Source organism: Rhodobacter sp. 24-YEA-8, assembly GCF_900105075.1.
GTDB lineage: Bacteria > Pseudomonadota > Alphaproteobacteria > Rhodobacterales > Rhodobacteraceae > Pseudogemmobacter.
The window spans coordinates 186,851-212,584 of record NZ_FNSK01000002.1; the positions used below are offsets into that span (position 1 = coordinate 186,851).

Annotated in this window: 24 protein-coding genes; 6 read left to right on the forward strand and 18 right to left on the reverse strand. The window is 62.9% G+C overall.

The genetic code is table 11. The features are described from left to right. Positions 1 to 2: 2 nt before the first annotated feature. Positions 3 to 1,511, reverse strand: coding sequence for an MmgE/PrpD family protein (locus tag BLW25_RS17405; protein ID WP_092902500.1), 1,509 nt, complete (start codon positions 1,509 to 1,511; stop codon positions 3 to 5). Positions 1,512 to 1,524: 13 nt separating this feature from the next. Continuing rightward, positions 1,525 to 1,905 carry an acyl-CoA thioesterase gene (locus BLW25_RS17410; RefSeq protein ID WP_092902502.1) on the reverse strand — a complete coding sequence of 127 codons (381 nt, stop codon included), beginning with the start codon at positions 1,903 to 1,905 and terminating at the stop codon, positions 1,525 to 1,527. A 117-nt stretch (positions 1,906 to 2,022) separates the two neighbouring features. On the opposite strand from BLW25_RS17410, the gene BLW25_RS17415 reads away from it, so the two are divergent. Then, positions 2,023 to 3,414: a short-chain fatty acyl-CoA regulator family protein gene (locus BLW25_RS17415; protein WP_092902504.1), complete on the forward strand. Its 1,392-nt coding sequence runs from the start codon at positions 2,023 to 2,025 to the stop codon at positions 3,412 to 3,414. Positions 3,415 to 3,754: 340 nt separating this feature from the next. On the opposite strand, the gene BLW25_RS17420 is transcribed toward BLW25_RS17415, so the two are convergent. Genes BLW25_RS17420 through BLW25_RS17475 form a run of 12 tightly spaced genes read right to left on the reverse strand, consistent with a single transcriptional unit; the run spans position 3,755 to position 14,772 of the window. Further along, on the reverse strand, positions 3,755 to 4,738 hold the full coding sequence (locus BLW25_RS17420) for a zinc-binding dehydrogenase (protein WP_092902506.1): 984 nt from the start codon (positions 4,736 to 4,738) through the stop codon (positions 3,755 to 3,757). Positions 4,739 to 4,769: 31 nt separating this feature from the next. Then, entirely contained in the window at positions 4,770 to 5,528 is a 759-nt protein-coding gene (locus BLW25_RS17425; protein WP_092902508.1) for an SDR family NAD(P)-dependent oxidoreductase, read from the reverse strand. Positions 5,529 to 5,557: 29 nt separating this feature from the next. Then, positions 5,558 to 7,093: a xylulokinase gene (locus BLW25_RS17430; RefSeq protein WP_092903077.1), complete on the reverse strand. Its 1,536-nt coding sequence runs from the start codon at positions 7,091 to 7,093 to the stop codon at positions 5,558 to 5,560. 30 nt (positions 7,094 to 7,123) lie between these two features. Further along, a complete protein-coding gene (gene deoC / locus BLW25_RS17435) occupies positions 7,124 to 7,849 on the reverse strand; it encodes a deoxyribose-phosphate aldolase (RefSeq protein WP_092902510.1) in 726 nt (241 codons plus the stop codon). A gap of 54 nt (positions 7,850 to 7,903) precedes the next feature. Next, positions 7,904 to 8,794, reverse strand: coding sequence for an SIS domain-containing protein (locus BLW25_RS17440; protein WP_092902512.1), 891 nt, complete (start codon positions 8,792 to 8,794; stop codon positions 7,904 to 7,906). A 24-nt stretch (positions 8,795 to 8,818) separates the two neighbouring features. Beyond that, positions 8,819 to 9,703 carry an MBL fold metallo-hydrolase gene (locus tag BLW25_RS17445; protein ID WP_092902514.1) on the reverse strand — a complete coding sequence of 295 codons (885 nt, stop codon included), beginning with the start codon at positions 9,701 to 9,703 and terminating at the stop codon, positions 8,819 to 8,821. Beyond that, complete coding sequence (locus BLW25_RS17450; RefSeq protein ID WP_092902516.1) at positions 9,700 to 10,644, reverse strand: phosphoglycerate dehydrogenase; 945 nt, start codon at positions 10,642 to 10,644, stop codon at positions 9,700 to 9,702. Before BLW25_RS17450 ends, BLW25_RS17445 begins: the two co-directional genes overlap by 4 nt. A gap of 9 nt (positions 10,645 to 10,653) precedes the next feature. Beyond that, positions 10,654 to 11,619: a shikimate dehydrogenase family protein gene (locus BLW25_RS17455; RefSeq protein WP_092902518.1), complete on the reverse strand. Its 966-nt coding sequence runs from the start codon at positions 11,617 to 11,619 to the stop codon at positions 10,654 to 10,656. Continuing rightward, a complete protein-coding gene (eda, locus tag BLW25_RS17460; protein WP_092902520.1) occupies positions 11,616 to 12,272 on the reverse strand; it encodes a bifunctional 4-hydroxy-2-oxoglutarate aldolase/2-dehydro-3-deoxy-phosphogluconate aldolase in 657 nt (218 codons plus the stop codon). Before eda ends, BLW25_RS17455 begins: the two co-directional genes overlap by 4 nt. Positions 12,273 to 12,283: 11 nt before the next feature. Further along, the gene (locus BLW25_RS17465; protein WP_092902522.1) at positions 12,284 to 12,910 is read right to left on the reverse strand and encodes a glucose-6-phosphate isomerase family protein; all 627 of its coding nucleotides are present in this window, start codon (positions 12,908 to 12,910) and stop codon (positions 12,284 to 12,286) included. Positions 12,911 to 12,931: 21 nt separating this feature from the next. Continuing rightward, on the reverse strand, positions 12,932 to 13,690 hold the full coding sequence (locus tag BLW25_RS17470; protein ID WP_092902524.1) for a GolD/DthD family dehydrogenase: 759 nt from the start codon (positions 13,688 to 13,690) through the stop codon (positions 12,932 to 12,934). Continuing rightward, the gene (locus BLW25_RS17475; protein WP_092902526.1) at positions 13,690 to 14,772 is read right to left on the reverse strand and encodes a glycerol dehydrogenase; all 1,083 of its coding nucleotides are present in this window, start codon (positions 14,770 to 14,772) and stop codon (positions 13,690 to 13,692) included. Before BLW25_RS17475 ends, BLW25_RS17470 begins: the two co-directional genes overlap by 1 nt. Before the next feature lie 195 nt (positions 14,773 to 14,967). Here BLW25_RS17475 and BLW25_RS17480 point away from each other — a divergent pair, with 195 nt between their 5' ends. The 4 genes from BLW25_RS17480 to BLW25_RS17495 all read left to right on the forward strand — a co-directional run bounded on the left by BLW25_RS17480 (position 14,968) and on the right by BLW25_RS17495 (position 19,663). Further along, positions 14,968 to 16,461 (forward strand): sugar ABC transporter ATP-binding protein, encoded by a 1,494-nt coding sequence (locus BLW25_RS17480; RefSeq protein ID WP_092902528.1) that lies wholly within the window; start codon positions 14,968 to 14,970, stop codon positions 16,459 to 16,461. Next, positions 16,458 to 17,456, forward strand: a complete 999-nt coding sequence (locus BLW25_RS17485; RefSeq protein ID WP_092902530.1) for an ABC transporter permease — start codon at positions 16,458 to 16,460, stop codon at positions 17,454 to 17,456. The genes BLW25_RS17480 and BLW25_RS17485 overlap by 4 nt, the downstream gene beginning before the upstream one ends. 103 nt (positions 17,457 to 17,559) lie before the next feature. Then, positions 17,560 to 18,816 carry a sugar ABC transporter substrate-binding protein gene (locus BLW25_RS17490; protein WP_092902532.1) on the forward strand — a complete coding sequence of 419 codons (1,257 nt, stop codon included), beginning with the start codon at positions 17,560 to 17,562 and terminating at the stop codon, positions 18,814 to 18,816. A 112-nt stretch (positions 18,817 to 18,928) separates the two neighbouring features. Beyond that, positions 18,929 to 19,663 carry an SDR family oxidoreductase gene (locus BLW25_RS17495; RefSeq protein ID WP_092902534.1) on the forward strand — a complete coding sequence of 245 codons (735 nt, stop codon included), beginning with the start codon at positions 18,929 to 18,931 and terminating at the stop codon, positions 19,661 to 19,663. Between the two features lie 715 nt (positions 19,664 to 20,378). Here BLW25_RS17495 and BLW25_RS17500 read toward each other — a convergent pair. From BLW25_RS17500 to BLW25_RS24050, 4 genes are all read right to left on the reverse strand, one after another. Further along, complete coding sequence (locus tag BLW25_RS17500; protein ID WP_092902536.1) at positions 20,379 to 21,608, reverse strand: acyl-CoA dehydrogenase family protein; 1,230 nt, start codon at positions 21,606 to 21,608, stop codon at positions 20,379 to 20,381. A 93-nt stretch (positions 21,609 to 21,701) separates the two neighbouring features. Next, positions 21,702 to 22,793, reverse strand: a complete 1,092-nt coding sequence (gene sfnG / locus BLW25_RS17505) for a dimethylsulfone monooxygenase SfnG (protein ID WP_092902538.1) — start codon at positions 22,791 to 22,793, stop codon at positions 21,702 to 21,704. Between the two features lie 38 nt (positions 22,794 to 22,831). Then, positions 22,832 to 23,392 carry an NAD(P)H-dependent oxidoreductase gene (locus BLW25_RS17510; protein ID WP_092902540.1) on the reverse strand — a complete coding sequence of 187 codons (561 nt, stop codon included), beginning with the start codon at positions 23,390 to 23,392 and terminating at the stop codon, positions 22,832 to 22,834. 1,150 nt (positions 23,393 to 24,542) lie between these two features. Continuing rightward, positions 24,543 to 24,830, reverse strand: a complete 288-nt coding sequence (locus BLW25_RS24050) for a hypothetical protein (protein WP_143040549.1) — start codon at positions 24,828 to 24,830, stop codon at positions 24,543 to 24,545. Between the two features lie 472 nt (positions 24,831 to 25,302). Between BLW25_RS24050 and BLW25_RS17520 the strand changes: the two genes are divergently transcribed. Further along, positions 25,303 to 25,662, forward strand: coding sequence for a hypothetical protein (locus tag BLW25_RS17520; protein ID WP_092902544.1), 360 nt, complete (start codon positions 25,303 to 25,305; stop codon positions 25,660 to 25,662). Positions 25,663 to 25,734: the final 72 nt, after the last annotated feature.

Here is a 25,734-nt window from a genome sequence, read left to right on the forward strand (position 1 = left end):
CCTCATTTCCAGTCGAAGACGCCGCTCGGGCGGGGTGGGCCAAGGCGATCCGCACCGACGGTGAAGTTCAGCGCTGCGAGCTCGCCCGCTTTCAGGCTTTCCAGCGCCTCGACCGCTTGCAGGAAGCGGGTTTGCTCCGCGGTGGCGATGATGCCGTCCGAGAGGGTCAGGAATTTTTTGACGTAATTCTCTCGGATAAAGGGACGCGCCCCATCGGGATGGGCATCGGCCAGCGCCAGCTCGTCGGTGATCACGCGACCGTCTTTCAGCTTCACCTCGACGCGGCCACCGAAGGCTTTCATCTTCGGGTCCTGCGCGTGGTAGCGGCGGGTCCATTCCGGGTCTTCGGTGGTCGAAATCTTGTGCCACAGCGCCACGGTCCCGGGCCGGTTCGCGCGCTGCGGCGCGTAGGACTTCTCGTGGTGCCAGCCGCCGTCTTCGAGCGCGACCGCGAAGATATACATGATCGAATGGTCCAGCGTTTCGCGGCTGGCCTTCGGGTCCATCTTCTGCGGGTCATTCGCGCCGGTGCCGATCACGTAATGCGTATGATGGCTGGTATGAATCACGATGCTGTCGATCTGGCTCAGATCGCCGATCTGCGGCCGCATGCGACGGGCAAGGTCGATCAGCGCCTGGCTCTGATACTCCGCTGAATGCTCCTTGGTATAGGTGTCGAGGATCGCACGTTTGGCCTCGCCCTTCCCGGGCAGCGGCACCTGATAGCGGGCGTTCGGGCCGGACAGCAGATAGGCGATAAAGCCGTCCTCGCCCTCCCATGCCGGGCTCGGCGCGCCCTCGCCGCGCATCACGCGATCAACGGCTTCGATCGCCATCTTGCCGGCAAAGCTGGGGGCAAAGGCCTTCCAGCTGGAAATCTCGCCCTTGCGCGACTGGCGGGTGGTGGTGCTGACATGCAGCGCCTGCTGCACGGCCTGATAGATCGTCTCGGTGGGAAGGTTCAAAAGCGTGCCGATCCCGGCGGCGGCTGACGGCCCGAGATGAGCGATATGGTCGATCTTGTGCTCATGCAGGCAGATGCCGCGCACGAGGTTCACCTGGATCTCATAGCCGGTGGCCAGGCCCCGGATCAGATCCGCGCCGGACTTTCCGGTATGCTGGGCCACGGCCAGGATCGGCGGGATATTATCGCCCGGATGCGAGTAATCGGCGGCAAGGAAAGTGTCGTGGAAATCCAGTTCCCGCACCGCCGTACCATTGGCCCAGGCCGCCCATTCCGGGCTGACGCGATCATTCGCGAGACCGAAGACCGTGGCTCCCGGCTTCATCGGATGGCAGAGCGCCTGTGCCCGGGCCGAGGCCACCGGACGGCGCGCGACCGAGGCTGCCGCCACGGCGGCATTGTCGATGATCCGGTTGATGATCATCTCGGTGACCTGGGGCAGCACCGCAACCGGATCGGCGGCGACTTCGGCGATTTTCCAGGCCAGCTGATCTTCACGCGGCAGATGTTCGGCGGATTTCCAGGTCCGCAGGTCGTGGGTGATCATGTCTCTTCCCTTTTCATGAAACTTCCGGGCCGACCGGCCGGGGGCGACCGCCCTCATCGACGGCAACCATCTCAAATGCGCCTGAAAGCGCGATCCGCTCTCGCGCGCCGCCGATGCTGCGGGCGGTGCCCTGCACCTCGACCGTCATCGAGGACCGTCCGGTGCGGCTGACACGGGCGACCAGTTCCAGCATCTCGCCCACAGTGATCGGTGTCGTGAAATTCACCCGTTCGGACCGCGCCATGACCACAGCAGTGCCGGCATGGCGTGTGGCCGCGATGAAAGCCGCCTTTGCCAGGAGTGCCAGCGCATTGCCGCCGAACAGCGTCCCGTAATGGTTCGCCTGTTCGGGAAAGATCATCTCGATCATTCGGGTCTCGGATTCGGCAGACATGGCAAGGCCTTTACAAGATTGGCAAGGGCAGCTTCACACGGGCGGCAACAGCAGATAAACTACTGAAAATGCGACGATCTGCGAATAAATAGTCTGCGAATTGCGAAGGTTGCGAAGATGAGCAAGACCTATCTCGGCGTCCGCTTGCGGCGCCTGCGCGAAGAACGCGGCCTGACCCAGGCAGCCCTTGCCCGCGCGCTGGAGATCAGCCCGAGCTATCTGAACCAGATCGAGCAGAATGCGCGGCCGCTGACCGTGCCGGTCCTTTTGAAGCTGAACGCGGTATTTGGACTGGATGTGCAGCTCTTCTCGGATGAGGGCGAGGCACGGCTGATCACCGATCTGCGGGCGGCACTGGCCGACCAGGGGGCGGGCATCGCGCTCGCCGAACTGCGCGAGCTGGCCGCCAATATGCCCGAGGTCGCGCGCTCAATTGTCGCCATGCAGGCCCGGCTGCGCGAAACCACCGAACGCGCCGATCTCTTTGCGGGCCAGATCACCGGAGGCCCGGCCCATTCCCCCGCCGCTTTCGAGGCGGTCCGCGACTGGTTCTACGAGCGGCGCAACCACGTGGCAGAGCTGGACATGGCGGCCGAGGCCATCGGTGATACTCTGCCGGCAGGCCGGATGGCAGCCGGCCTGACCGACAGGCTCGCCGGGCGGCACGGGATCCGCATCGCGCAAAGCGCGGGCGATGCGCTGCGCCATTATGATCCGGCCGGGCGCATCCTGTCGCTTGCCGCCCATCTTGACCCGGGCCAGATTGCTTTTCAGATCGCAACGCAGCTCGCTTTTCTGGAGCAAGGCGAGGCCATCGCCCGGCTGTCCGATGACCCGAAACTCGGGCCAGAGGCGCGCAGCCTGCTGCAAATAGGGCTGGCCAACTATTTTGCCGGGGCCCTGATCCTGCCCTATCGCGCCTTCCTCGCCACCGCTGAGGCGACCCGCTACGACATCGATCTGATCGCGCGCCGCTTCGGCGTGGGGTTCGAGACGACCTGCCATCGCCTCTCCACCCTGCAGCGGCCGGACGCGCGGGGGGTCCCCTTCTTCTTCATCCGCGTCGACCGGGCCGGAAACATCTCGAAACGTCAGTCTGCGACCGATTTCCACTTCTCCCGCATCGGCGGGTCATGTCCGCTCTGGAACATTTACGAGGCCTTTGCCCGCCCGGGCGAGATCATCCGGCAGGTCGCGCAGATGCCCGACGGGCGAAGCTATTTGTGGATCGCAAGGCAGGTGCAAAGCGGCCAGGGCGGTTTTGGCGCGCCGGCCAAAACCTTCGCGGTGGCCCTAGGCTGCGATCTGACCCACGCGGAACGTCTGGTCTATGCTAATGGGTTAGATCTGAAAAACCCGGACATGGCCGCAAAGATCGGTCCGGGCTGCAAGGTCTGTGAGCGCTCTGCCTGCCCGCAAAGGGCGTTTCCAATGGTCGGCCGTGCGCTCGGCGCCAGCACAACCGAGGCCCGCTTCGCACCCTATTCCGGGACCGGCCAAGCGCATTAAAACAGCGGTCGGCCTTGCAGGCCATCACAACCCGTCTGCCCATAGTTGAGGCAATATGGGAATGCGTTATGCGGCTTGCGTGAGAGCCACGACCTCAGGCCGCCGCAGCGCTCGACCGGCCGCCGGCCCTGAGATCCGGCGGGTTCATCCCTGCCAATGCGATGCCGTCAGCGGGAAGAGCACGCCGCCACTCACCGGCAGAACGAACGGTCCGCCAAAGACCCTGCGCTCCGATGGCAACAACGGCAGCCTGGGCTTCACGACGGCCTCATCACAGCCGCAGAGACGCAAAGCAGGACAACTGTTGCACCGCGACACAGGTTCGTGCTGTGACACGCCCTCAGAGCAAAACCACCTGCTTGCCGGGCAGGATGCCTTGCCGAACCTCTGCAAGCACGTTCGGCAGTGTGGAAAATCCGGATACGCTTATCGGAGACAGCTCCAGGCAATCCTGCTCAACCATGCTGAAAAGCCGGGCTCCGGCCTGCCGCAACAGCCGCAGATCCTCGCGGCATCCATGCAGGTGGATGCTGTTCAGCGCCACTTCGTGCAGTGACAAAGCGGTAGAAAACGCAGGCATAGGCGCGCTTTCCTGCCTGTCCTGGATGCAGATCAGGTGGCCGTTATAGCCGATCAGCGGTGCCAGTATGCGGGCATGAGCACCACTGACCGTATCGAAAGCCGCGTAAAGACGGCGCGGGCCGAGGGCGGTTGTCAGATGCTGCTGCCAGTCCCGATCATGATAGTCGAAAACCCCGCTGACCCCGAGCGACAGCAATGCCGGATGATGCGAGGCGGAGGCAGTTGTCCAGACACGCCAGCCTGCCATCAGGGCAAGCTGGCAAAGGATCAGCCCGACCGCGCCGCCACCACCACAGACCAGCACATCGCGCGCTCCGGTGCCGGGTAGTTTTTCCAGGGCCTGCCAGGCTGTCAGGCCCGGACAGGGCAATGCGGCGGCGATCGCGTCATCCACGCCCGGCGGGACGGCCATAAGGGCATCCGCGCGGATCACTATATGGCTGGCAAAGCTGCCATCCCGCCCCAGGTCCTGATGATAGGCGTAACGCATGCCTGTCGGCAGCCTCACCCCTGCCCCTGCGGCAAGCAGGATGCCACAGCCATCGACCCCCGGAATATGTCCCGGGCGCCAGAGCGGATGCCCCCATTCGATCATCTTCCAGTCGACCGGGTTCAGCCCGATCGACCGGTTTTGCAGCAAAACCTCGCCGGGCCCGGGAACGGGCAGTGCACGGCTTTCCTGCTTCAGCCCCATGGGCTTCCCCTGGCTCTGCCATGTCCAGGCAATCATTTCATCCGCCATCACCCTCTCCCCCGCAAAGCCCGCCCGGCTGTCAGAACCCGCCGCTCACGAAACCGCCATCAACCGCGATCTCGGTGCCGGTGACATAGGCCGCCGCCGGAGCGGCGAGGAACAAAGCGGCCCCGATGATATCTTCAGCCCTGCCCCAGCGTTTGATGGCGCAACGGTGCAGAATGCGCCCGGTCAGACCGGCATCCTCTTGCAGGCCGGTTGTCATATCGGTCGCGATATATCCCGGCGTGACCGCGTTCACCCGGATTCCCTCGGCGGCAAAAGCATGGGCGAGATGGCGGGTCAGCCCCAGCACGCCCGCCTTGCTCGCACCATAGGCCGGCACCGCCGTATCGGTCAGATAGCTGAGCATCGAGGCCGTGTTGATGATCGAGCCGCCCTGGCGTGCCAGCAGGGGGCGTGCCGCCATGCTCAGCCCCATGACGCTGTTGAGGTTTACTTCCATGACTTCGAGGAAGGTGTCGGTTTCATATTCCTTGTCGGGCCGCGCAATCCCGGCGGCATTGACCAGAATATCGAGACGGCTGAACCCGTCGAAAGCGCTCTCCACCGCTTTGCGATCCGTCACATCGAGGCGGGCGAAGCGCATCCCTGCGACGGGCGGCGTGGCATTCAGCCGCCCGATCTTGGCCGCAGAACTGCCCATAGCGACGACCTCGGCGCCGAGGCGGGCAAAGGCCTCAGCGATGGCGAGGCCAATGCCACTGGTGCCGCCGGAAACGCAGACCGTCTGGCCGGCAAAAAGATCGGGGGCAAAGGATGCAAGCGGGGTGGTCATCTCAGCGGGTCTCCTACGGGAATTTCAGATCAGGCGCAGCCCTGGCGATAGCGCGCCAGCGTCAGCGAGAGGTCATATTGCTGCGCGGCGGCCAGGCGATAGGCCGCCAGCCCGGCCTCATAGACCGGGCGATGTGCAGGGCGCGGGCCATGTCGCGACGCTTCGGCATGGATCGCGCGGATGGGCGAGAAATCAGGCCAGATCTTCAGCGCATGGAAGGCGATGGCAGCTGCACCCAGCGTTGCCGCCTCCTGATCTACAGCGGTCTTGACCACATCGATCTCAAGAATATCCGCAAAGATCTGCCGCCAGAAGGCGCTGCGGGCGCCACCGCCAACCGCTACCAGTGACGGGCCGATGGGGGTCATACGGCGCAGTTCGTCCAGCGCCACGCGAAGACCATAGGCGACACCCTCGAACGCGGCACGCAACAGATCGCCACGGTCATGCTGCAGCGAAAGGCCGATCCAGCCACCCCGCACTTCGGCGCCGCCCTCCAGCGATGTGCCGCCGCCCAGCGTCGGCACCATCAGCAGACCGCGCGCCCCGGGCGGAGAGGCAGCCGCCAGCGTTTCCATTGCGGCATGGCTCATTCCTGCATCATCCGCGCCAAGGATCCTGCGGGTCCAGTCCATCGTGGTCCCCGAAGAGAAAATGGACGTGGCCGAGATGAACTGCCCCGGCACGAGATGGGCGAAAGCATATGAGCGGACTTTCGGGTCCAGCACCGGGCGTGCGGCGGATATCGTCAGCCAGCTGGACGAGCCCATCGAGGAAAAGAGATCGCCGTCCTCAAAGGTCTGCGCACCAAGCGCCATGCAGGAATTGTCAACCCCGCCGGCAATGACGGCCGTCCCGGGTTCAAGCCCGAGCGTCTGCGCGGCCGTCCTTGTCAGCTCGCCGATCACCGAGGCCGATGGCACGATTTCCGGCAGGATATCCGCGCGAAGCCCCGCTGCGGCAAGGATCTCGGGATCATATTGTCCGGCCAGCAGATCAAATGCCCCCGAACCGGAGGCATAAGACGGATCTGTCGCCATCCGCCCCGTCATCAGGAAATTGAGATAATCCTTGGTGCCGAGAATGCGGTCGGTACGGGCGAAGATCTCCGGGGCGTTCCGGCGCAGCCAGAGGATCTTGAACAGCGGATAAAGCGGGGCCGGGAAGCCATTTCCCGTGCGCAGATACCAGCTTTCTTCGTCGAAACGGTCAAAAAACGCCGCCGCATCCTGCTGCGCCCGCCCGTCTGACCAGATCGGGACCGCGTCCTGCAGCAACTGCCCCTCTGCATCGACCGGAATACAGCCAAGGCTGTGGCCCGAGAGACTGATCGCCCTGATATCTGCAGCGGTAAACCTGGCCGCCCCCCCTTTCGCCATCAATGCGGCGGTGGTTCGGACCAGCGCCTGCCACCAGTCTGCCGGCCGTTGCTCATGCAATGATGGCACGGGATAGAATGTCGGGTAATTCTCGACCACTTCGGCAAGCACCCTGCCATCGGGCGCAACAACGGCGCCTTTGAGCCCCCCGGTGCCGAGGTCGCATGCCAGAACCAGATCCTGCATCATTTCTCTCCCGCGTCTGTCTGGTCCGGCTCAGCCTGCGACCCTCAGCCCGCCATCCGGCAGGGAGCGGCAGGCGGCGATGAGGTCTCTGGCCACATCCGTATTGATGCCAAACCGCGTGACTCCGGCTTCGATCATTGCAGCAACGGTCTCCAGGTCGCGGATCCCGCCCGAGGCCTTGACGCCGATTTCCGCGCCGGCGGCCTCCCGGATCAGCCGAATATGGTGCAAGGTGGTGGGGAGCCCGGTCCATCCGGTGCCGGTTTTCACAAAGGCTGCCCCGGACGCCGCCACCAGCTTCGCCGCGCGGCGGATCTCGTCATCGCTCAGTCGCGAGACCTCGATGATCACCTTGACCGGCACCGGGGCCACGGCCTCGATCACAGCGGCAAGCTCTGTCGCCACATAGGCGTCATCGCCGGACTTCAGCCGCCCGATATTCATCATCATATCGACCTCGGTGGCGCCATCCGCCACCAGCCCGCGCGCCTCGACAAGCTTGGTTTCTGTACGGTTGCCGCCCGAGGGAAAGCCAATTGGGCCGCCCACCAGTACCCCGCAACCGCGCGGAAGCAATGTCGACAGCAATGCGGTGAAATGCGGCAGCGCATGGACGGCGATGAAGCCCTCGGATGTTGCGACATCGGCAACCTGGCGCAGATCGGCCTCGGTATGGAAGGCCTGGACCGCGCTGATATCGATCATCTGCGCAAGATCTCGCGGCGACAGGATGTTTTGGGCGGAGGCCTCGGCCATCGTCTTCTCCTCACTGGAATTATCGGGGGGAATGCCCCGGTCTCAGTCTGCGTCTCAGCCCTCGCCGCGCGCGCGGAACCGGGTAAGATGCTGTTTCATTTCTTTAAACCGGCTCGCCTGCTCGGCATCGCGGCGCAAAGCCACCGCGGTCGAGAGGATGTCGATTGTGACCAGGGCCGCGAGGCGCGAAATGGTCGGTGTATAGGCATCGGTATTGTCGAGTGTCTCGACCACCAGCACCACATCGCAATATTGCGCGAGCGGCCCCTCGGCCCCCAGAAGGCCCAGCACCTTTGCACCATTCCTGCGCGCAAGCTGTGCCACCTCGATCAGAGATTTCGTCATTGCGGTATTCGAGATCACCACCGCCACATCACCCGGGCGCATCATGCCCGCCTGCATGGTCATCTGGTGCAGGTCGCGCTCGGCACCGCAGGGAATGCCGAACAGCGGAAACTTCTGCTGTGCGTCCAGTGCCACGATGGCAGAGGCGCCGAAGCCGAAGAATTCCAGCCGCGCGGCATCTACCAGCAGGGATACCGCTGCCTCCATCCGCACGGTGTCAAGCTGGCGGCGGGCCCAGTCGAGGCTGGTAATCGTGTAATCAAAGATCTTGCCCGAAATGACCTGGACAGAGTCGAAAGCGGCAATCGCCGAATGGGTCGCCGGCGTCCCGAGCGCAAGACTATGGGCCAGCCGCAGCTTGAAATCGTTGAACCCCTCGCAGCCTACGGCAGTGCAGAACCGGATGACGGTGGGCTGGCTGACCTGGGCCAGTTCTGCCGTCTCTGCCACAGTGGCCGAAAGGAAACGCGACGGATCTTCCAGCACAAGATCTGCCACTTTGCGATCAGAGCGGCGCAGATCCGGCAGCGCCTGACGGATCGCGGTAAGGATATCGACGCCGGGATTGCTCCGCGCCTGTTCTGTCGCCCGTGGTTCCATTACCGCTCTCCTGCTCAAAATAGCTCACCCGACACAATAAGCCACGCCGGTCATGGCGCGTAATATCGCAAGATCGGTCCGTTGCGCAGCCAGGGCGTCGATCCGCCCGGGCGCACAGGTATTGAAGGCGAACATGCCGTAATGATGCGCCAGCAATGTCCCCGCCCCAACAGCGCAGGCAATCTCTGCCGCTTCTTCCAGCGAGAAGTTTCCCGGAACGCCCGAGGCTGTCAGCACGGGGTCGCGCCCGTTCACCGGCAAAAGTGCGATGTCAGGGGCGAAACCGGTGACATCAGAGACAAGCCCCTCAAAAGGCACACAATCCCCCGAATGCCAGAGCCGCAGATCCGGCGTCTCCAGGCCATAGCCAAGAAACCGGTGCTGCCCTGCCATATCCGTTTCAGGGGTTTCATGTGCCGCAGCAAAAACCCGAAGCGAAAGACCCGTTGAGAGTGCAATCCGCGCCCCCGCATCAGTGCCGGTAAGGCGCGGATCGGCCGGGTCGATCCCGCTGCGAAGCGCAGCCTCAGCCCGCTCCGCCTCGGGAAAGATAAAGCGCGCTGCCGGAAAGGCCTGCGCAATATGCGGCAGCGTGCCCGGATCCATATGATCGCCGTGGCGGTGGGTCAGCAAGACGAAATCAGGCTCCGGCAGGTCCCAGACTGCAACCGGCACCGGCATCATCCGCTCATGCGGGCGGGCCGTGCCGCGATATTTGTCCGCCAGGCTGTCAGAGAGGTAGGGATCGATCAGACCAAACCGGCCTGCGGCAAAGATCGCAAACCCTGCCTGGCCAAGCCAGAAAATTTCTGTCCCCCCGGCCTGTGCGCCACGCAGCCGGGCTGCGCGCAGCGCCGGCGCGAGATCTCCCGGGAAGGGTCTCGCGGTCAGAACGCGCCCGGGGGTCATGCCGGCGCCCCTGCTGAGGGTCCAAGGGCGCGGATCAGGTTCCGGACCGCAATCGAGGTGGCACGGCTGACGCTTTCTGCAGTCAAAGCGCCGATATGGCTGGTCGCAATGACATTCGGATCACCGGCAAGGGTCAGATCGCGCGGTGGTTCCTCGGCAAAGACATCGGTGCCGTAACCGCCGAGGGCGCCGCTCGCCAGCGCAGCTTTCATCGCCTGCTCATCGACCAGGCTCGCCCGGGCTGTGTTCACCACAAGCGCACCTGGCGGCAAAAGGGCAAGTTCTGCTGCGCCAAGCAAAGGCACCCCATCGGCACGGGCCGGCGCATGGAGGCTGATCAGATCGGCCGAGCGCAGCAGCTCTTCAAAGGACACAAAGGAAAACAGCGCCGGATGCAGGCCGGGATCGCGCGGGAAAGGATCAAAGGCCAGCACCTTTGCCCCCATCGCCACCACCACACGGGCGACATGCGCCCCGATCGCGCCCATTCCGACGATCCCGACCGTGCGCCCCGAGATCTCGGCCCCGCGTTTGCGCAGCCAGCCGCCGGATTTCACGCTCTGATCGGTTTCAGGGATATGGCGCGACAGGGACAGCATCAGACTGACAGCCAGTTCCGCCACACCAATGGCATTCGCGCCCTCGGCACGCAGCACCTGTACCCCCCGCGCCTCGCATTCTGCCAGGGGAAGATTGTCGGTGCCGACACCGTTTCTGGAAATTGCCCGCAGCGCCGATGCGGCCCGGATTACCTCGGCCGGGACCGGCTCGACCCCGGCAAGCCAGCCGACGCAACCTGGCAGCAGGCTGTTCAGATCCTCGGGCGTCGGTGTCTCACCGGCCTTTGCCCAGACGAGATCATAGCCCGCCTCTGTCAGCGGTGTCAGCTCTGCCGGGCGCAGGGCGGTCAGGGAACGGGGCGTGATCAGAATGCGGGTCATGGTCCTGCCTCAGAGTTTCGGCTTCTGGCGTCCCGCCGCATCGGCAATGCGGGAAATCTCGTTAAAGACCGGGCCGGAAACCGGGATTTCGATATCGAAGACCTCGGCAATCACCTGGGTCCAGCCATGCAGGAAATAGGTCCAGCCATCCTCGATCTGCAGCGCCTTTGCCGCGCGGGCGCGTTCGGCCTGCTGCAAAAAGACCAGGTCGCCGCGATAATTCAGATCCCAGGCAATGGCCTTCTCGGGGAAAAGCGCCGCATCGGTCAGCGGCGATCCGGGCGCATCTTTGCCAAGACCAGTCGCATTGACGACAACCGAGCCGGGCTTCAGTCCCGCCAGCAATTCATCATTGCGTCCCGGCCGGGCCGCGAGTTCATAGTCGAGCTGCGCATCGGTTTTGATCCCGGCATGCACCTTTGCAATCTCATCAAGGCGGGGCTGCGAGCGGTTCGAGACAATGATCCGCGACGGCACATCCGCACCCCGTGCCTTGCGCATCAGATGCCAGGTGATGGCGATGGTCGAGCCACCCGCGCCCAGCATCAGAAGCTCGGCCCCGGTCTTCGCAAAATGATCCGGCGGCAGGAATCCATCGAGGGCAAGCCCGGATGAGATGGGGTCCTTGGCATGGCAGCGCAGACGCCCGGCCCGTTTCGAGATACAGCTCACTTCATGCATCAGCTGTGCATGGGGGTCGATCTCGTCAAAGAGATCGCGGCAGGCCGCGAAAAGGTCAAGCTTATGGGTTGTCACCAGCGCGCCGAGCGAAAGCGGGTCATCACGGATGAATTCCACCGCCTCACGATATGCGGCGGGGTCGGCATGGAGCGGGAAATCAATCCCCCTGATACAGGCATCCTTCAGGCCGAGATGATCGGCCCAGGCCGGGAAGACCCGCATGATGGAAGAGGCGCCGGTGGTGACACCGATGAAGTAAAAGGTCGGGCGGGTTGCAGGCTCATAGCGGCTCATTTCGGTTCCTCACGCAGTCTTGCGGCCATGGTGACGGCTTCGCGGGCCTTGCGGGTGATGGCGGCGAAATCGCCCCGGGAAATATCCTCGCGGGTGGCGATCCAGGTTCCGCCCACGGCTGCGACGGCTGGCAGTGTCAGCCAGTCCCCCATTGTCGCAAGGCTGACACCGCCGGTCGGAATGAAACGGGGGGCGAGATGGGCAAAAGGCGCCGAGATCGCCGAAAGCATCGCGGGTCCGCCCGCCGCGCCTGCAGGGAAGAACTTGAAGAGTGAAAGCCCTTCTCCAAGCGCAAGGCTCAGCTCCGAAGGTGTCATCACGCCCGGGGCGAAGGGCAACCCGGTGCGCGCCGCTGCCGTCGTGATCGCCGGATCATAGCCCGGAGCAAGGCCGAAACGCGCCCCGGCGGCATGTGCTGCCTCAAGATTGGCCGCAGTCAGGATCGTGCCCGCGCCGGTGATCAGTTCCGGCCGTGCTTCGGTCAGTCTGGCAATCACATCCCCTGCCGCGCCGGTGCGGAACGTGATTTCTGCAACCGGCAGCCCGCCTTCCAGCAAGGCATCCGCAAGGGCCAGCGCCTGATCGGCTTGCTCTATGGCAATCACCGGCACGACGCCAAGCCGCGCGATATGGTCGAAAATCCCGCTTTGCATCCCCTGCCCTTTCAGATTGCCGTTGCCATGACCGCTGCAACCGCTTCCGGGCTGCGCGGGCTGTAGAGATCGTTTTCGCGTTGTTCCCAGCCGCCGTTCGCACTGGCATGGATACGGCTGCGCATACCGCCTGCACGGGCGATAATCTCGTAATCCTGGCCGGAATCGGACGGGTAGCAGAAGAACATGACCAGCGGCCCGGCGCCGGTATTGACCGAGCGGTGGATCCAGAAAGGCGGCACATAGCAGACGGTCAGCGGCGAGACTTCAACGATGCGGATCTCGCCTTCGGGCGATTCCAGAAGCATCAGGCCCTCGCCCGAAATACCCTGGTAGATCTCGGGGCGATTTCCGGCGCGATGGATATGCCCGCGGGTCATGAAAAACTCGTCGCCGATCATCCCGGGTTCCATATGCGTCATCCCGAAGATCAGATCGCCCGGGGCGTCCGTCGGGCGGAACTCCTCGACTGTATAGACAATCCGGTCACCCTCATGAGCCACCGCCCCGGCAAAGGCCGCCGCGTCGCGATAAAGCCCGCCAAGATCGGTAAGCCGCTTTTCATAACGGCCTGTACGATTGCCAAGCGTGCCTGTCTGCGGCCCGATCAGACAGGCCACGGGATCATAGAATTCCAAATTTTGCTCCTTCGTCGTCTCTCAGCGGATCGTGTAGCCGCCGTCGATCGCCAGATTGGCACCGCTGACCATCGCGGCCTGCGGGCTGGCGAGATAGAGGACCGCTTCAGCGACCTCTTCGGGTTTCGCAAAACGTCCGACCGGAATGGCGGCGCGGGTTTCGACACCCTTCTGGCCACCCCAGCTCATCAGACCAAGCTCGGTTTCGGTCACGGTGGGCGAGAGCGCATTCACCGTGATGCCGCGCTTGCCCCATTCCAGCGCCATGCAGCGGGTCATGCCAAGAATGCCTGCCTTGCTGGTGCAATAGGCGACATGACCCTCGATGCCGATTGTTGCGGCCTGCGAGGACATGTTGACGATGCGCCCATATCCCTGTTCCAGCATCGGCGCCGCTGCGGCTTTGGCGAACAGAAACGCCGCGCGCAGATTGATCGACAGCGTCGCATCCCAGAGATCAAGAGGATAATCCTCAGCCGGGGCCAGCGGGCCGATGCCGACATTGTTGATCAGGATATCAAGCCGCCCGAAAGCCTCCAGCGCCGCCTGAACGGCCCGGCTGCCGCAGTCATCCTCGCGTACATCCAGCTGCAAGGCGCGGTGCCCGGCGCCAAGACCGGCGGCGATTTCTGCAATTTTTTCATCCCGGTCAACCAGCAGGAGCCTGGCGCCACGTGCCGCAAACATCTGCGCGACCGCGAGGCCGATGCCTGCGGCAGCGCCGGTGATCAGCACCGGGCTGTTCTGAAAGCCGGTCTCAGAGCTGGGATTGGTCTGCATCACAGTACCTCACGTGCAAAGGCATCCAGGGCGAAGATCGCATCGCGCAGCGATTCCACGGAAAGCGCAACCGGCGTTGCCCAGGTGCATTGGCCAGGCGCCAGCGCGGCCCCGGCAACGCGGGTGATTTCTTCGGTGGTGACCTCTTCAAGCCCCAGTTCCGCAAGCGTCACCGGCAGGCCAAGGCTGCGGCAAAAGCGGATCATCGCTGCGATCTCTTCGGTGGCGCGGTTTTCCAGCATCAGAAGGCACAGCGTGCCGAAGGCCACCTTCTCGCCATGGAGAAGACCATGCGTCTGGGGCAGCACCGTCAGCCCGTCATGGATGCCATGCGCCGCCGAACAGCCACAGTTTTCAAAGCCCAGCCCGCTCATCAGGATATTGGCCTCGATGATCTGCTCAAGCGCGGCAGTGATCCGGCCTGCGCGCGCTGCGGCAACTGCTTTCGGCGCCTCTTCCATCAGAATATCATGACAGCGGCGCGCGACAGCGATGCCGACCTGGGTCGGGGGGAAGCCGCCCGCCACATAGTTATTCGTGCGGGAGTCGATGTTCGAGCGGGCCTCAAACCAGGTCGAGAGCGCGTCACCGATACCTGCGATCAGGAAGCGAACGGGCGCTGCCGCGACAATTTCGGTATCGACCAGCACAAGATCCGGATTGCGCGACAGGCGCAGGGATTCCTCGAACACCCCTGTCTCGGAATAGCGCACCGCGACGGCGGAACAGGGGGCATCGGTCGATGCAATGGTCGGCAGAATCACGATTCGGGCGCCGGTCTCAAGTGCCGCGATTTTTGCCGTATCGATTGCCTTGCCGCCGCCTGCGCCGATCACTGTCGATGCGCCCGTTTCACGGATCTGCGCGACGATACGGGCAATCTCGGCTGCGGAACATTCGCCACCGAATGCCAGGATCTGAAGATCCGGAATGCCCGCCACCGCGGCCGAAAGCCGGTCGAACACCGCCCGGTCGATCAGTATCAGGCTTTTCCCGCCCCAGGCAGAAAGGAAATCGCCCAGCCGCGCAATCGCGCCTCTTTCCTGGATATATTTCCCAGGTCCACCAAATGCGCGCGACATGCCATCCCTCACGTGTGTCGATGTAGTTTCACTACTAAGTACGTTGCAATGCTACATGTCAATAGCTTTATGGCCGGATATTTTTCAACTTTTTACAGTTGACACATTTATTTTTGTAATATTACTACTTATGAAGCATCAGGCAGATGCCGCAGCCAAAGGCAGGAGACCTATGGCCGCAGGGCGGAGGAGATCATGGCCAATAACCTGCAGATGGTATCGATCAGCAAGCATTTCGGGGGCATCTGCGCGCTGTCGGATGTGACTTTCACGGCAAATGGCGGCGAAGTTCATGCGCTTCTGGGCGAGAATGGCGCAGGCAAATCCACCCTGATGCGCGTCTTGTCCGGCGATCACCAGCCCGATCGCGGCAAGGTGGTTCTCGATGGCGAATCCCTGTCCCTTGCGAGCCCGCGCGCTGCGCGCGATCACGGAATTGCAGTGATCTATCAGGAATTTGCGCTTTGCCCGCATATGAGCGTGGCCGAAAACATCTTCATCGACGATCCGGGATTCGGGCGCAGTGTCATCAACTGGAAGAGTTTGTATTCCCGCGCATCCGAACTGGTCGCGAGCCTTGGCCTCGCAAAGCTGGATGTGCGCCGCCCTGTCTCGGATCTTTCGGTAGCAGAACAACAGATCGTCGAGATCTGCAAAGCGCTGCGCCGCAAATCCCGGGTGATCGTATTTGACGAGCCGTCGGCGGTGCTGACCGAGCGCGAAACCCGTCAGCTTTTCGACCTGATCCGCCGCCTTCGGGCGGAAGGTGTCTGCGTTATATATATCTCGCACCGGCTGGAAGAGATCTTCGAGATCTGCGATCGCGCAACGATCATGAAGGACGGGACCTATGTCGATACCGTGAATATTGCGGATATCGACCAGGGCCAGCTGGTCGCAATGATGGTCGGGCGCGAACTGACCCATATTTTCCCGCCGCGTCATGCCGTCATCGGCGCCCCGGTGCTGGAAGTTGACAATCTCAGGCTGGCCGAACTGGTCGGGGATGTCAGCTTCTCGGTGCGCGCCGGCGAGGTTCTTGGCTTTTATGGCCTGATCGGTGCGGGGCGGACCGAGGTGATGCGGGCGGTTTTCGGTGCAGACCGCGCGGTGTCGGGCGAGATCCGGCTAAAGGGTGCGCCCGTCCACAATACCAGCCCGGGCAAAGGCGTTGATAACGGCTTCGGCATGGTCCCCGAGGATCGCAAAGGTCAGGGTGTTCTGCTCGATCTGTCGATTGCGACAAACATCATGCTGCGGCGGCGCAACGGAACTGCCCGCATGGCAGGGATCCTCAATTCCGGCGCCGAGCGTGATCAGGTCGACCGGCTGATCTCTGCTTTGCGGATCAAAACGCCCTCTGGCATGCCGGAGGTCTCGACCCTGTCAGGTGGCAACCAGCAAAAGGTCGCGCTGGCAAAATGGCTGGCGACGGATCTTGAGGTGCTCATTCTCGATGAGCCGACACGCGGCGTCGATGTCGGGGCAAAATCGGAAATCTATCAGATCATCAATGAAGTGGCCGAGCGCGGCCTTGCGGTGATCGTCGTCTCCTCCGACCTGCCGGAACTGATTGGCATAGCCGACCGCATCATAGTGATGCGCTCTGGTGCGATCACAGGTGAATTGTCGGGGCAGGAAATGAACGAAAAGGCGCTGATCGCGCTGGCGATGGGAGTGAAAGAATGACGCGAACCGCAGCCTCGTCCGGGTCAGGACAAGTTACCGGCTTTCTGGTGCGCAACAGTTCTGTTGTCATGCTGGTGCTTCTCATTATCGCTTCGGCGATCCTGTCGGATGCCTTCCTGTCGCGGGGTAATATTTTCAACCTGCTGCGTCAGCTGACGCCGCTTTTGCTGATCAGCATCGGGATGCTGCTGGTCATCAATACCGGCGGCATCGATCTTTCGGTCGGCGCAATCGCGGCGGCCGGCGGTCTCGCCGTTGCGATCATGATCCCGCTTCTGCCCTTTGACGGCTTTGCCGCCGTGCTCACCGGTGTCCTTGCCATGCTGATCTTCGGCGGGCTGCTTGGGGCGTTCAACGGGGCTCTCGTGGCATGGTTCCAGCTGGCACCCTTTGTTGTGACGCTGGCCATGATGACCATCGCACGTGGCATGACCTATATGATGTCGAACGGTCAGCCGGTACGCCTGCCTTATGAGCTGGAGGCAACCGCAATTTTTGATGCCTTCGGCAGCGGCGGGCTGCCCTGGCTCCGGCTGCCCTGGCCGGTTGTGCTGTCGATCCTGGTGATCGCCTGCTTCTGGTTCCTGATGCAGCGCATGGTTTTCGGCCGCATGGTGATCGCGACCGGCAGCAACGAGACGGCAGTGCGCCTCGCCGGCATTCCGCATCGCCGCTATATCTTCGCGGTTTACGTGATCAGCGGCGCATTGGCAGCCCTGGCCGGGATCGTCGTCACCTCGCGCACCGGGGTCGGAACGCCAGTGGCCGGTCTGGGCTTTGAGCTGGATGCGATTGCGGCCTGCGTGATCGGCGGCGCGCGGCTTTCGGGTGGCAAGGGCACGGTTATCAATACGGTGATCGGCGTCCTCGTGCTCGGTCTTATCGGCAATATCATGAACCTGATGAGCGTGCCGTCCTACCCGCAGCAGATCATCAAGGGCCTGATCATCGTCGCCGCCGTGATGCTGCAACGCTTTGGCCGCGACCGGGCCTGACCTTTTTCCCAGGCGCACGCGCCTTCTTTCAGAACTGAAACCACCTCCGGGCGCGATGTCGCGCCGGGACCAGGACGTTACATTCATCACAGGGAGGAACCAGATGAAATCCGTGAACACCAGACTGGCCGTTTTGCTGGCAAGCGCCATCGCAATCCCCGCAGGAATTGTCTCGGCTCAGGAAGCCGACAAGCCCGAGATCTACAAGCTGATGCCCGACACCGCGCTGTCCGGCCTTGTCGATCCCTATATGCCCGACCGCACCGATATCGACAAAGCCTGGCCGAAAACGCCGGCTGACCCGGCCAAGATCCAGGTCGGTTGGACCGAGATCACCATGGGCGGGCCGTTTTTCGTCGAACTGATCAAGGGCGCGCAAAAGACCGCGGAAGCCGGAAATATTGTGCTTGATGTGCAGGTGGCTGACGGCGACCTGCAACGTCAATGTGGTCATATCGACACGTTCATCACCCAGGGCAAAGATCTGATCGTCATCGATCCGACCGACACGCTGGGGGTAGCCTCCTGTATTAACCGGGCGGTGGATGCGGGCATTCCGGTGCTTGCCATCGGCACCGTTCCGTCGGACCGCGCGCGCATCCTGACCACCATCACGCCGAACCCCTATGAGAACGGCTTCCGCACCGGCGAATATGTCGGCCAGAATGCGGGAACCGACCCGATTGTTGCGGCTCTCATCGTTGGCGTGGTTGGCAATTCCACTTCGGAAAGCCGCCTCAACGGCATGGTGTCCGGCATGGTCTGGCAGCGCGTTCAGGATCTCGGCCTGGACATCTCTCGTGAAGAGGCAATGCTGCGTGGCTACAACCTCTTCCAGCAGGCGAAGAAATCGGGCGGATTCAACGATGAGGAGCTGAAGTTCCAGGTCGTCGCAATGGGCGAGGGCAACTGGACCGAGGAAGGCGGGCTTGCCGCGGCCGAGGATATTCTGACGGCGCATGGCAGCAAACTTACCCATATCCTTGCTGACAATGACTGGATGGGCATCGGCTCGCTGCGGGCGCTGCGCAATACCGGCATCGAGACGATCAAAGTTGCCACCTCTGCCGATGGCGCGCGGATCGCACTGGAAGAGATTAAGAAGGGCAATCTTCTGGTGACAGGCACCTTCTCGGGCGAGCAGACCGGCGTCTCTGCCGTGGCCTTTATCGATCAGATCTTCAACAAAGGGTTTGATGCGCAGAATCTGCCGCTGGGCAGCTATTTCCCGGCCTATGCCATCACCCCGGAAAATGTTGACGATTTCATCGATCCGAACCCGGAAAACCAGTTCTATAAGTATGAGGTTTCTCCGGTCCTCAATATCGGTGAGATCCGCGCCGCTGCGGGCGTGAACTGATCTGCCCTGATCCGGATGAGGGGGCCAATGGCCCCCTCTGACTCTGTTCTCCGGTCTTCTGGCCTTTTGCCTGCGCCAGGGACAGCCCTTCCCTTCAGCATGAGGCCTGTGAATGTCCGCCCATCTCTCCAAGCCCCTCGTCATGATCACCGGCGCCAGTGCAGGGATCGGTTCTGAAATTGCCCGCACCTTTGCCGCCGCCGGATATCCATTGCTGCTCCTGGCGCGGCGGCGCGAAAAGCTGCTGGATCTCGGCCTTGCCAACGCTGTCTGCTGCGAGGCGGATGTGCGGGACCGGGACAGCATCCGCGCGGCCATTGTCGAAGGCGAGGCGCAGTCCGGCCCGGTCGATGTGCTGATCAACAATGCCGGCATTTCGCGCCTGGCACGGCTTGATGATCAGGATCCGGAAGACTGGCGCGATCTGATCGACATCAATGTGACCGGTGTTCTGAACTGCATGCATGCGGTTCTGCCCGCAATGAAGGCCCGCCGGCATGGAACCATCGTCAATATGTCGTCGATTGCCGGACGCAAGGTCTATCCTTTCCACGATGTCTATGGCGGCACCAAGCATTTTGTTCACGCTGTCAGCGACGGGGTGCGGGGCGCATCGGCAGAGTTCAATGTGCGGGTGATGACCGTGTCTCCGGGCATCACCAAATCCGAGATCGACAAAACCATCACCGATCCCGCAGCCTATGCTGTCTGGTCCGCTGATCGCGACCGGATGGAGGGGGGGATCGACGCAACCCATGTGGCCTCGGCGATCCTGTTCGCCTGCCAGCTGCCGCAATCGGTCAATCTTCAGGAACTGACGATTACTGCGACCGCTCAGGCCTATTGATGCACCCAGCTCAGCCGCGGAGAATACCCTGACGTGCAGCCGTTTGCGCTGCTCTGGCAGATCCTGCGTCGGATCCGTTCGCGCCTGATCAGGTTGAGAGCGCGCTCGTCGACTGCGTTGTCGTGGCAGTTTCCACGGCGGATTCGGGAACCTGCGCTTTCAGGCACAGAGCGAGGGCTTGCTCACCCGAGGCCGGTCCGAAACGTCGCCGACCGGATTGCCCGCCCGGTCGTCCGGGCGAGTGCATCGCGCCTGAGCCCGTCGGTGAAATTAGATCTGCCCATCATGGTCTCATTGCCTCAAAATCAGCGAAGAAGGTGTCCATGATACATGGGACTATTCATCGGCCAGCCTCACGGATTGCACCGGCATCCGCACTCCTGTCGTCTGAAGGATTTGTATCAGGCCACGTTGTACTATGCACCAGACGCCAGGAGGCCTTGCAGCCCGTCGACGGGCCCACCGGTCAGGCCTTCCGGATGGGCAAATATGTGATCCCGCGCTGAGGGCTCCCCCCTGTGGCCGGTCTGATAGCTCCCTGGCGGCGCGGCAATATGTGCGGCGCTGATAGCCCTGGCTTTCGGAATTTCAGGATCTGGCATACCTTTGGCGCCAGGGGTCAGATCAGGGTAAAGCATATGACACTCAGCGGTGGCCCTGGATACGCTCAGGACCACCGCTGAGTACCGAACCTGCCGGGCGGCAGCGACAGGTATCAGTTCTCGACCGCGCCGATTTGCCAGATAAAGACCGGCTCGGTGCCATTGACCGCGTGATCACCGAGGATACGCTCTTTGTAGATCAACGGGTTATGGTTCGCGGCGGTCCGGGCATTGCGCCAATAGCGGTCCAGCCCGAGCGCGGTATCCGCCGCCGAGGCGCTCAGCGCGTTGAAGAGGTCGCTGGTTGCCCGCAGCGCGAGCTCTGCCGCCGCAACCTGAGCTTCGGCCGAAGCCAGCTCCGCCGCGATATTGGCGGCGTCATCGGCGGCCTTGTCATCCGCCAGCGAGGTTTCATAGGCGCGATCCGCTGCGCGGGCGGCCTCGATGGTGGCGGCGCGGGCGGCAGAGGCAAAAGCGCGCGCGCGGCCCACGACCTGCAGGACCTGCGGATCCTGGCGGGCCACCGTGCCAGAGCCGTGCGAGAAGGCGCGTTTGCGGGCGGCGACCTTGCCCGCGACATCCTGCACCGCCGCCAGCGCCGCCCCGGACAGCACCGCATCCAGCACCAGCTGATAATAGGCGGTCTGATAGCGGAAGCGGGTCTCGAACGGCACGAGCCCCTCGGCCTCCAGCGCCGCTCCTTTGAACGTGGTGGTGCCGGTTCCGGTCAGCTTCTGGCCAAAGCCGGTCCAGTCATCCAGCCGGTCGATCCCCGGCTGATCGGCGCGCAGGATCGCCACCACCGGCGCCCCATTGTCTGAACGCACCGCGTAAGTGTCGATCCAGTCTGCAAAGATCGTACCAGTCGAATAGTATTTCTCACCATCGACCCGAAAGCCCTCCCCCTCGGGCGTGACTTTGGTAATGGTTTCGCCCAGCTTCACCTTGCCAATTTCCGACCAGGCATTGCCGGCGATCTCGCCCTTGCCAAATCGGCGGAGCCAGACCTCACCCTCGGCCCGCGGCGCCACCAGCCGGTCCTCGACCAGCGCGAAATGGCCGCGCAGCGCCTGGACGATATTGGTATCCGCCGCCGCAAGGTCGATCAGCAGATCGAAGAACTGCTCAAGGCTTGCGCCGGAACCGCCGAATTCAACCGGCACCCGCAGCGCGGTGAACCCGGCCTCTTTCAGCCATTTGATCTGCTCAAACGGCAATTGCCGCTCGCGCTCGCGCTGGTTGGCGCCCTCACGGATGCGTTCGAACAGCGGTGCGAAACGGGCCTTCAGCGCGGCCAGATCGGGAAGCGTCGCGGGCTGAAAGCTGGTTTCCTGTTTCGTCATTTTAGGGACTCCGGTTGCACCAGCCCGCCCTGCCCGGCGCAGTGGCGCCGGGGGCATCATGGCTGGTCGATGGGCTTATCGGCAGGCGCTGCTTTATTCTGCAGCGAAGGTTTGTTTTTTGCGGGCTTCGATGTCGCGGACGCGGGTGAGGACGTGTTTTCCGAAATAATCGACTTCCTCTTGGAAATGCAGGAAGCCGAGAAGGATGAGGTCGGCGCCGGCCTCTTTCAGGCCGACGATGCGTTCGGCGACCTGGTCGGGCGTGCCGATCAGGTTGGAGCGGAAGCCGTCATTATATTGTACGAGATCCTCGAAGGAGGATTTCGCCCAGTTGCCCTCGCCCTCGGGGCTGGCGCGGCCGGCATTCACCACCTGTCCGGCAAAGCCCCTGACGGCTTCGGGATTGGCCTTCGCGATGATCTCCTGCAGCACTGCCTGCGCTTCGGCTTCTGTCTCGCGCACGATGGCGAAGGCGTTGATGCCGACCTTCACCTTATGCCCGTTCGCCGCCGCTTTCGTGCGGATATCCTCGACCTGGGTACGCAGCCCCTCTGGCGTATTGCCATTGGTGAAATACCAGTCCGAGACCCGTGCCGCCATATCCCGCGCCGCGCGTGACGAGCCGCCCTGGAAGATTTCCGGTTGCGGATCAACGGGTTTGGGCTTCAGACTATAGTCGCTGAAGCGGTAGAAATCGCCCCGGAAGGTAAAGCTCTCCTCGCTCCAGATGCCGCGCAGCGCCCGGATGAATTCCTCGGATCTCCGGTAGCGCTCATCATGATCCAGCCAGGGCTCGCCGATCGCCGCGAACTCGCCCCGGAACCAGCCCGAGACCACATTGACCGCGATCCGCCCGCCCGAGAGATGGCTGATCGTGGCGATTTGCTTTGCCGCCAGCGCCGGGTTCCAGGGGCCGGGAAGCAGCGCCGCGATCACCTTCAGCCGTTCGGTATGGGCCAGAAGATCCTGGCTGAATGAGACGGATTCATGTTGGTTTTCAGCGCCGTAGCCGGCGGTAAAGCGGATCTGGCTCAGCGCATATTCAAAGCCTGCCGCTTCGGCGATCTGCGCCAGTCTGCGGTTATATTCCGGCGTCCAGCTGGTGCGCTGTTCGATATCCGAGATCACGAGGCCGCCCGATACATTGGGCACCCAATAGGCGAATTTGACGGGATCGGAGGTCATATGCAGCCCCTGTGAAACGGGATATTCTGTGAAACGGGTTATTCGGCGGCGGCGCGGATCCGCGCGGCCCTGGGGAAAATCGTGCTGAATTCGTCAATGGCGCGGGCGAGCCGGTTCAGCGCCGGGTCCGATACCAGCCGCCCCTCGCTGAAATCGCGGTCCGAGACATGCACGGCGGTCGAGAGCACGCGGGCCTCGAAAAAGGCAAATAGCGGCCGCAGCTGATGTTCCACCGCCAGCGCATGTTTCTCGCCCCCGCCGGTCGCGGCGATCAGCACCGGCTTGCGGAGCAGCGCGGCGGGGTCGATCAGATCGATCAGATGTTTGAAAAGACCGGGATAAGAGCCTTTGTAGATCGGCGTCGCGACGATCAGCGCATCGGCCTGCAAAAGCGTATCGAGATTGTGCCGCGCCTGCGGGCTGAGGTCATCGGCGCGCCGCGCCCGGCCCAGATCCTCGCCGAAATCGGCGATCTCGAACAGGGTTGTGCGCGCCTGCAGCCCGGCCCCGGCCAGATCCAGCGCCTGCCCGACCAGCGCACGCGTTTTCGACGGCGCGGTGATATTCCCCGCAAGACCCACGATATGAAGTTCGGACATGCAGCTTTCCTCAATCCCGACAAGCACCGTCGTGATAAGGCCCGAGTACCTCAACGCGCCATTCCAAATTCAGCCAAACCGCAGTGGGTTTCTTTCCTGGGTCTCCGCGCGTGTCTCCTGCTGGTAATTGCGGAACACGCGGAAACAGGACAGTTGTTTTCTGATTGCCCGCATTTGCAGCAGATTGTCACTGTCCCATCATGGCCCCGTGGGCAGGATCGGCTGCAAAGAGCGGAAGAATAATATTCGTGGCTTCACGGCGTTCCGGCACAGTAAACTGCACAGCCCCGCCATTGCCCGCCAGAACTGTCGGCATTTCCGGGGCGTGATGCGCCCCGGTGCGCGGCTCAGCGCCACCACCGGCTCCGGCGCGCTTCGGGATGGGTCGTCAGATTGCCGAAGGTGATTCCAATCAGTGTCAGGCGCGGTCAGTCCGGCGACTGAAGCAAGTCGTTTCATCATCCTGCTTCGGGATGGGGTCGCTTCGACGGGGCATGATCTGATTGGGTCAGTTCAAAAGCGAGGACAAAGCCCGGTCACCGCGACGACGCGCAGGGTCTGGATGTCGGCCAGCTCCAGGTGTGGTTTGCGACCGCGTGGCCGCTATATTGCCCCGCCGCTGCGCGGTTCCGGGGCGTCTTTTGTGAGGATTTCGGACCGCCGCCCGGCCGTCCCTCGGGCAGGCAGTGCCGGCGCGGTTTTGCGCAAAAACCGGCAGTGTTGCGCGGTTAATGGCGGCGGCCCTGGCAAGAGCAGTCAGACGGCGCATGGTGCTGGTCCTTTCGGGGACGGAATTGCGACTGAGATACTGGCCCCGAGGAAAACAGCTAGGACCAGATATCGGAACGGGCGAGGATCACTCAGGTCGCGGCGTGCCTGGCTGGGGCCAGATTCCGGGGCGAAGCCAGGCGTCAGGCCCGGACCATGGCATCCGCCCCTTGCATCTTTTGGCGGTGTCTCGGCTATGATCATCCGGGTAAGGTGACCCTCGAGCATCTTTGCCCGCAACGTGGCGGCGGCAGCTTGCAACCGGACAGCCTTTTCGCCTTTTGAAATGGCGCGTTCGGCGATCCATTCGGCCATTCAACCAGCTCTCATCCCGGCTGGCGCGCGCGCCGGAGAGCCGGATGCGGCTGGTTGCGGCTGCCGGTCATGATCTGCGAACACCGATGACGCGGATGAGGACGACCGCAGCCGCTGGCTGGCCGATCTGGCAGAGCCGGATCAGATTGCTGACAGCGCCATCCGGCTGCTGCGCGAAGAGGGCGGCGGCGATCTGACGGAACCGCTGCGGCTGGGCCGGATGCCGGAGGATATCGCCCTGGAGATGAGCGGGTTCGGCCAGAAGATGGTTCTGGTGGGAATGGTCGCGGTCACAGTCAGGCTGCAGGCGATGAAACGGGCGCGGCGCCACCGGATGATCAATGCCGCGACCCATGGCGGCGGCACTGCAAGTCTCGGGCCCGGGGGCGGGATGGCGGCCTTCACCTTCCAGAATCGCGGGTCAGGCATATCCGAATCGCTGATGGCCAGCGGGATCGAACCCTCCTTCCGCGTCGATCCGGGGCGGCAGAAACTGCCGCCAGGCTCCGGGCCGGGGCCTGCCATCGCGCGCGAGATCCTGGAGCATTTTTGGCGGTGCACTGAACATCCGCGCCCGCAGGAGTGGTGGGCTGCAACACGAAATCACCCTGTCCACATTGATTGCCCGGCCCCGACACAACTCCCGTTTCGCGCCCCCGTCTGCGAGGGGGCGGGATTTCATCGTGCCGCTTCCGGGAAGAGTTAATCCGCCTTGCACGAATTAACCCGGACTTTGCCGCGATTTTGCCCGATTTGCCGTTCCAACTACCTTTGGTTGAGTTGTGGCAGAATGCTGCAACGCCGCGCCTTCAAAGAAGAGACGTGTCATGGTCGCACTCGTGGTTATCCTCAGCGGACTTGCTGCTCTGGCAGCATCGGTGCTGGTCTGGTTCCTGGATGGGGGCATTGTCGCGGTGATGATGGCCTATGTGATCTCCGGCAATCTTTGCTTTGCCCTCCTGAGCGGCCTGGCCGGCTCGGTTCAGTCACCAGAAGCCAAGCCCGATTTTACCAGTGCCATTGAAGCCGATCTTCAGGCGCTGCTGGAAGAGCGTCTCAACAAAACGATCCGCAACCAGGCGCCGCCGCGCAAGCCGCGTTTTCCGCTTCTGCGTCGCAGCGGCGTTTCGCTGCCGGGCTCTGCAAAAGTGACCAGGTCGGCCAGAACCCGCACCCTCTTTCACTGACGCGAAGATCCATCCAAGTGGAGCCCCGGCCCTGTCTGGTCCGAAGTCTCGGGCTCTCAGGCCTCTTTTGAT

Bases quoted from the DNA above. Each gene is read 5' to 3' on its own strand.
- BLW25_RS17470 (WP_092902524.1), bottom strand. From the start codon at position 13,690: ATGCAGACCAATCCCAGCTCTGAGACCGGCTTTCAGAACAGCCCGGTG.
- deoC (WP_092902510.1), bottom strand. From the start codon at position 7,849: ATGGCCGAGGCCTCCGCCCAAAACATCCTGTCGCCGCGAGATCTTGCG.
- BLW25_RS17455 (WP_092902518.1), bottom strand. From the start codon at position 11,619: ATGAGCCGCTATGAGCCTGCAACCCGCCCGACCTTTTACTTCATCGGT.
- BLW25_RS17445 (WP_092902514.1), bottom strand. From the start codon at position 9,703: ATGACCCCCGGGCGCGTTCTGACCGCGAGACCCTTCCCGGGAGATCTC.
- BLW25_RS17500 (WP_092902536.1), bottom strand. From the start codon at position 21,608: ATGACGAAACAGGAAACCAGCTTTCAGCCCGCGACGCTTCCCGATCTG.
- BLW25_RS17475 (WP_092902526.1), bottom strand. From the start codon at position 14,772: ATGTCGCGCGCATTTGGTGGACCTGGGAAATATATCCAGGAAAGAGGC.
- BLW25_RS17510 (WP_092902540.1), bottom strand. From the start codon at position 23,392: ATGTCCGAACTTCATATCGTGGGTCTTGCGGGGAATATCACCGCGCCG.
- BLW25_RS24050 (WP_143040549.1), bottom strand. From the start codon at position 24,830: ATGGGTCGCGGCATTGATCATCCGGTGGCGCCGCGCCCGTTTCATCGC.
- BLW25_RS17440 (WP_092902512.1), bottom strand. From the start codon at position 8,794: ATGGAACCACGGGCGACAGAACAGGCGCGGAGCAATCCCGGCGTCGAT.
- BLW25_RS17405 (WP_092902500.1), bottom strand. From the start codon at position 1,511: ATGATCACCCACGACCTGCGGACCTGGAAATCCGCCGAACATCTGCCG.
- eda (WP_092902520.1), bottom strand. From the start codon at position 12,272: ATGCAAAGCGGGATTTTCGACCATATCGCGCGGCTTGGCGTCGTGCCG.
- BLW25_RS17410 (WP_092902502.1), bottom strand. From the start codon at position 1,905: ATGTCTGCCGAATCCGAGACCCGAATGATCGAGATGATCTTTCCCGAA.
- BLW25_RS17490 (WP_092902532.1), top strand. From the start codon at position 17,560: ATGAAATCCGTGAACACCAGACTGGCCGTTTTGCTGGCAAGCGCCATC.
- BLW25_RS17425 (WP_092902508.1), bottom strand. From the start codon at position 5,528: ATGACCACCCCGCTTGCATCCTTTGCCCCCGATCTTTTTGCCGGCCAG.
- BLW25_RS17415 (WP_092902504.1), top strand. From the start codon at position 2,023: ATGAGCAAGACCTATCTCGGCGTCCGCTTGCGGCGCCTGCGCGAAGAA.
- sfnG (WP_092902538.1), bottom strand. From the start codon at position 22,793: ATGACCTCCGATCCCGTCAAATTCGCCTATTGGGTGCCCAATGTATCG.
- BLW25_RS17520 (WP_092902544.1), top strand. From the start codon at position 25,303: ATGGTCGCACTCGTGGTTATCCTCAGCGGACTTGCTGCTCTGGCAGCA.
- BLW25_RS17450 (WP_092902516.1), bottom strand. From the start codon at position 10,644: ATGACCCGCATTCTGATCACGCCCCGTTCCCTGACCGCCCTGCGCCCG.
- BLW25_RS17495 (WP_092902534.1), top strand. From the start codon at position 18,929: ATGTCCGCCCATCTCTCCAAGCCCCTCGTCATGATCACCGGCGCCAGT.
- BLW25_RS17420 (WP_092902506.1), bottom strand. From the start codon at position 4,738: ATGGCGGATGAAATGATTGCCTGGACATGGCAGAGCCAGGGGAAGCCC.
- BLW25_RS17480 (WP_092902528.1), top strand. From the start codon at position 14,968: ATGGCCAATAACCTGCAGATGGTATCGATCAGCAAGCATTTCGGGGGC.
- BLW25_RS17430 (WP_092903077.1), bottom strand. From the start codon at position 7,093: ATGCAGGATCTGGTTCTGGCATGCGACCTCGGCACCGGGGGGCTCAAA.
- BLW25_RS17485 (WP_092902530.1), top strand. From the start codon at position 16,458: ATGACGCGAACCGCAGCCTCGTCCGGGTCAGGACAAGTTACCGGCTTT.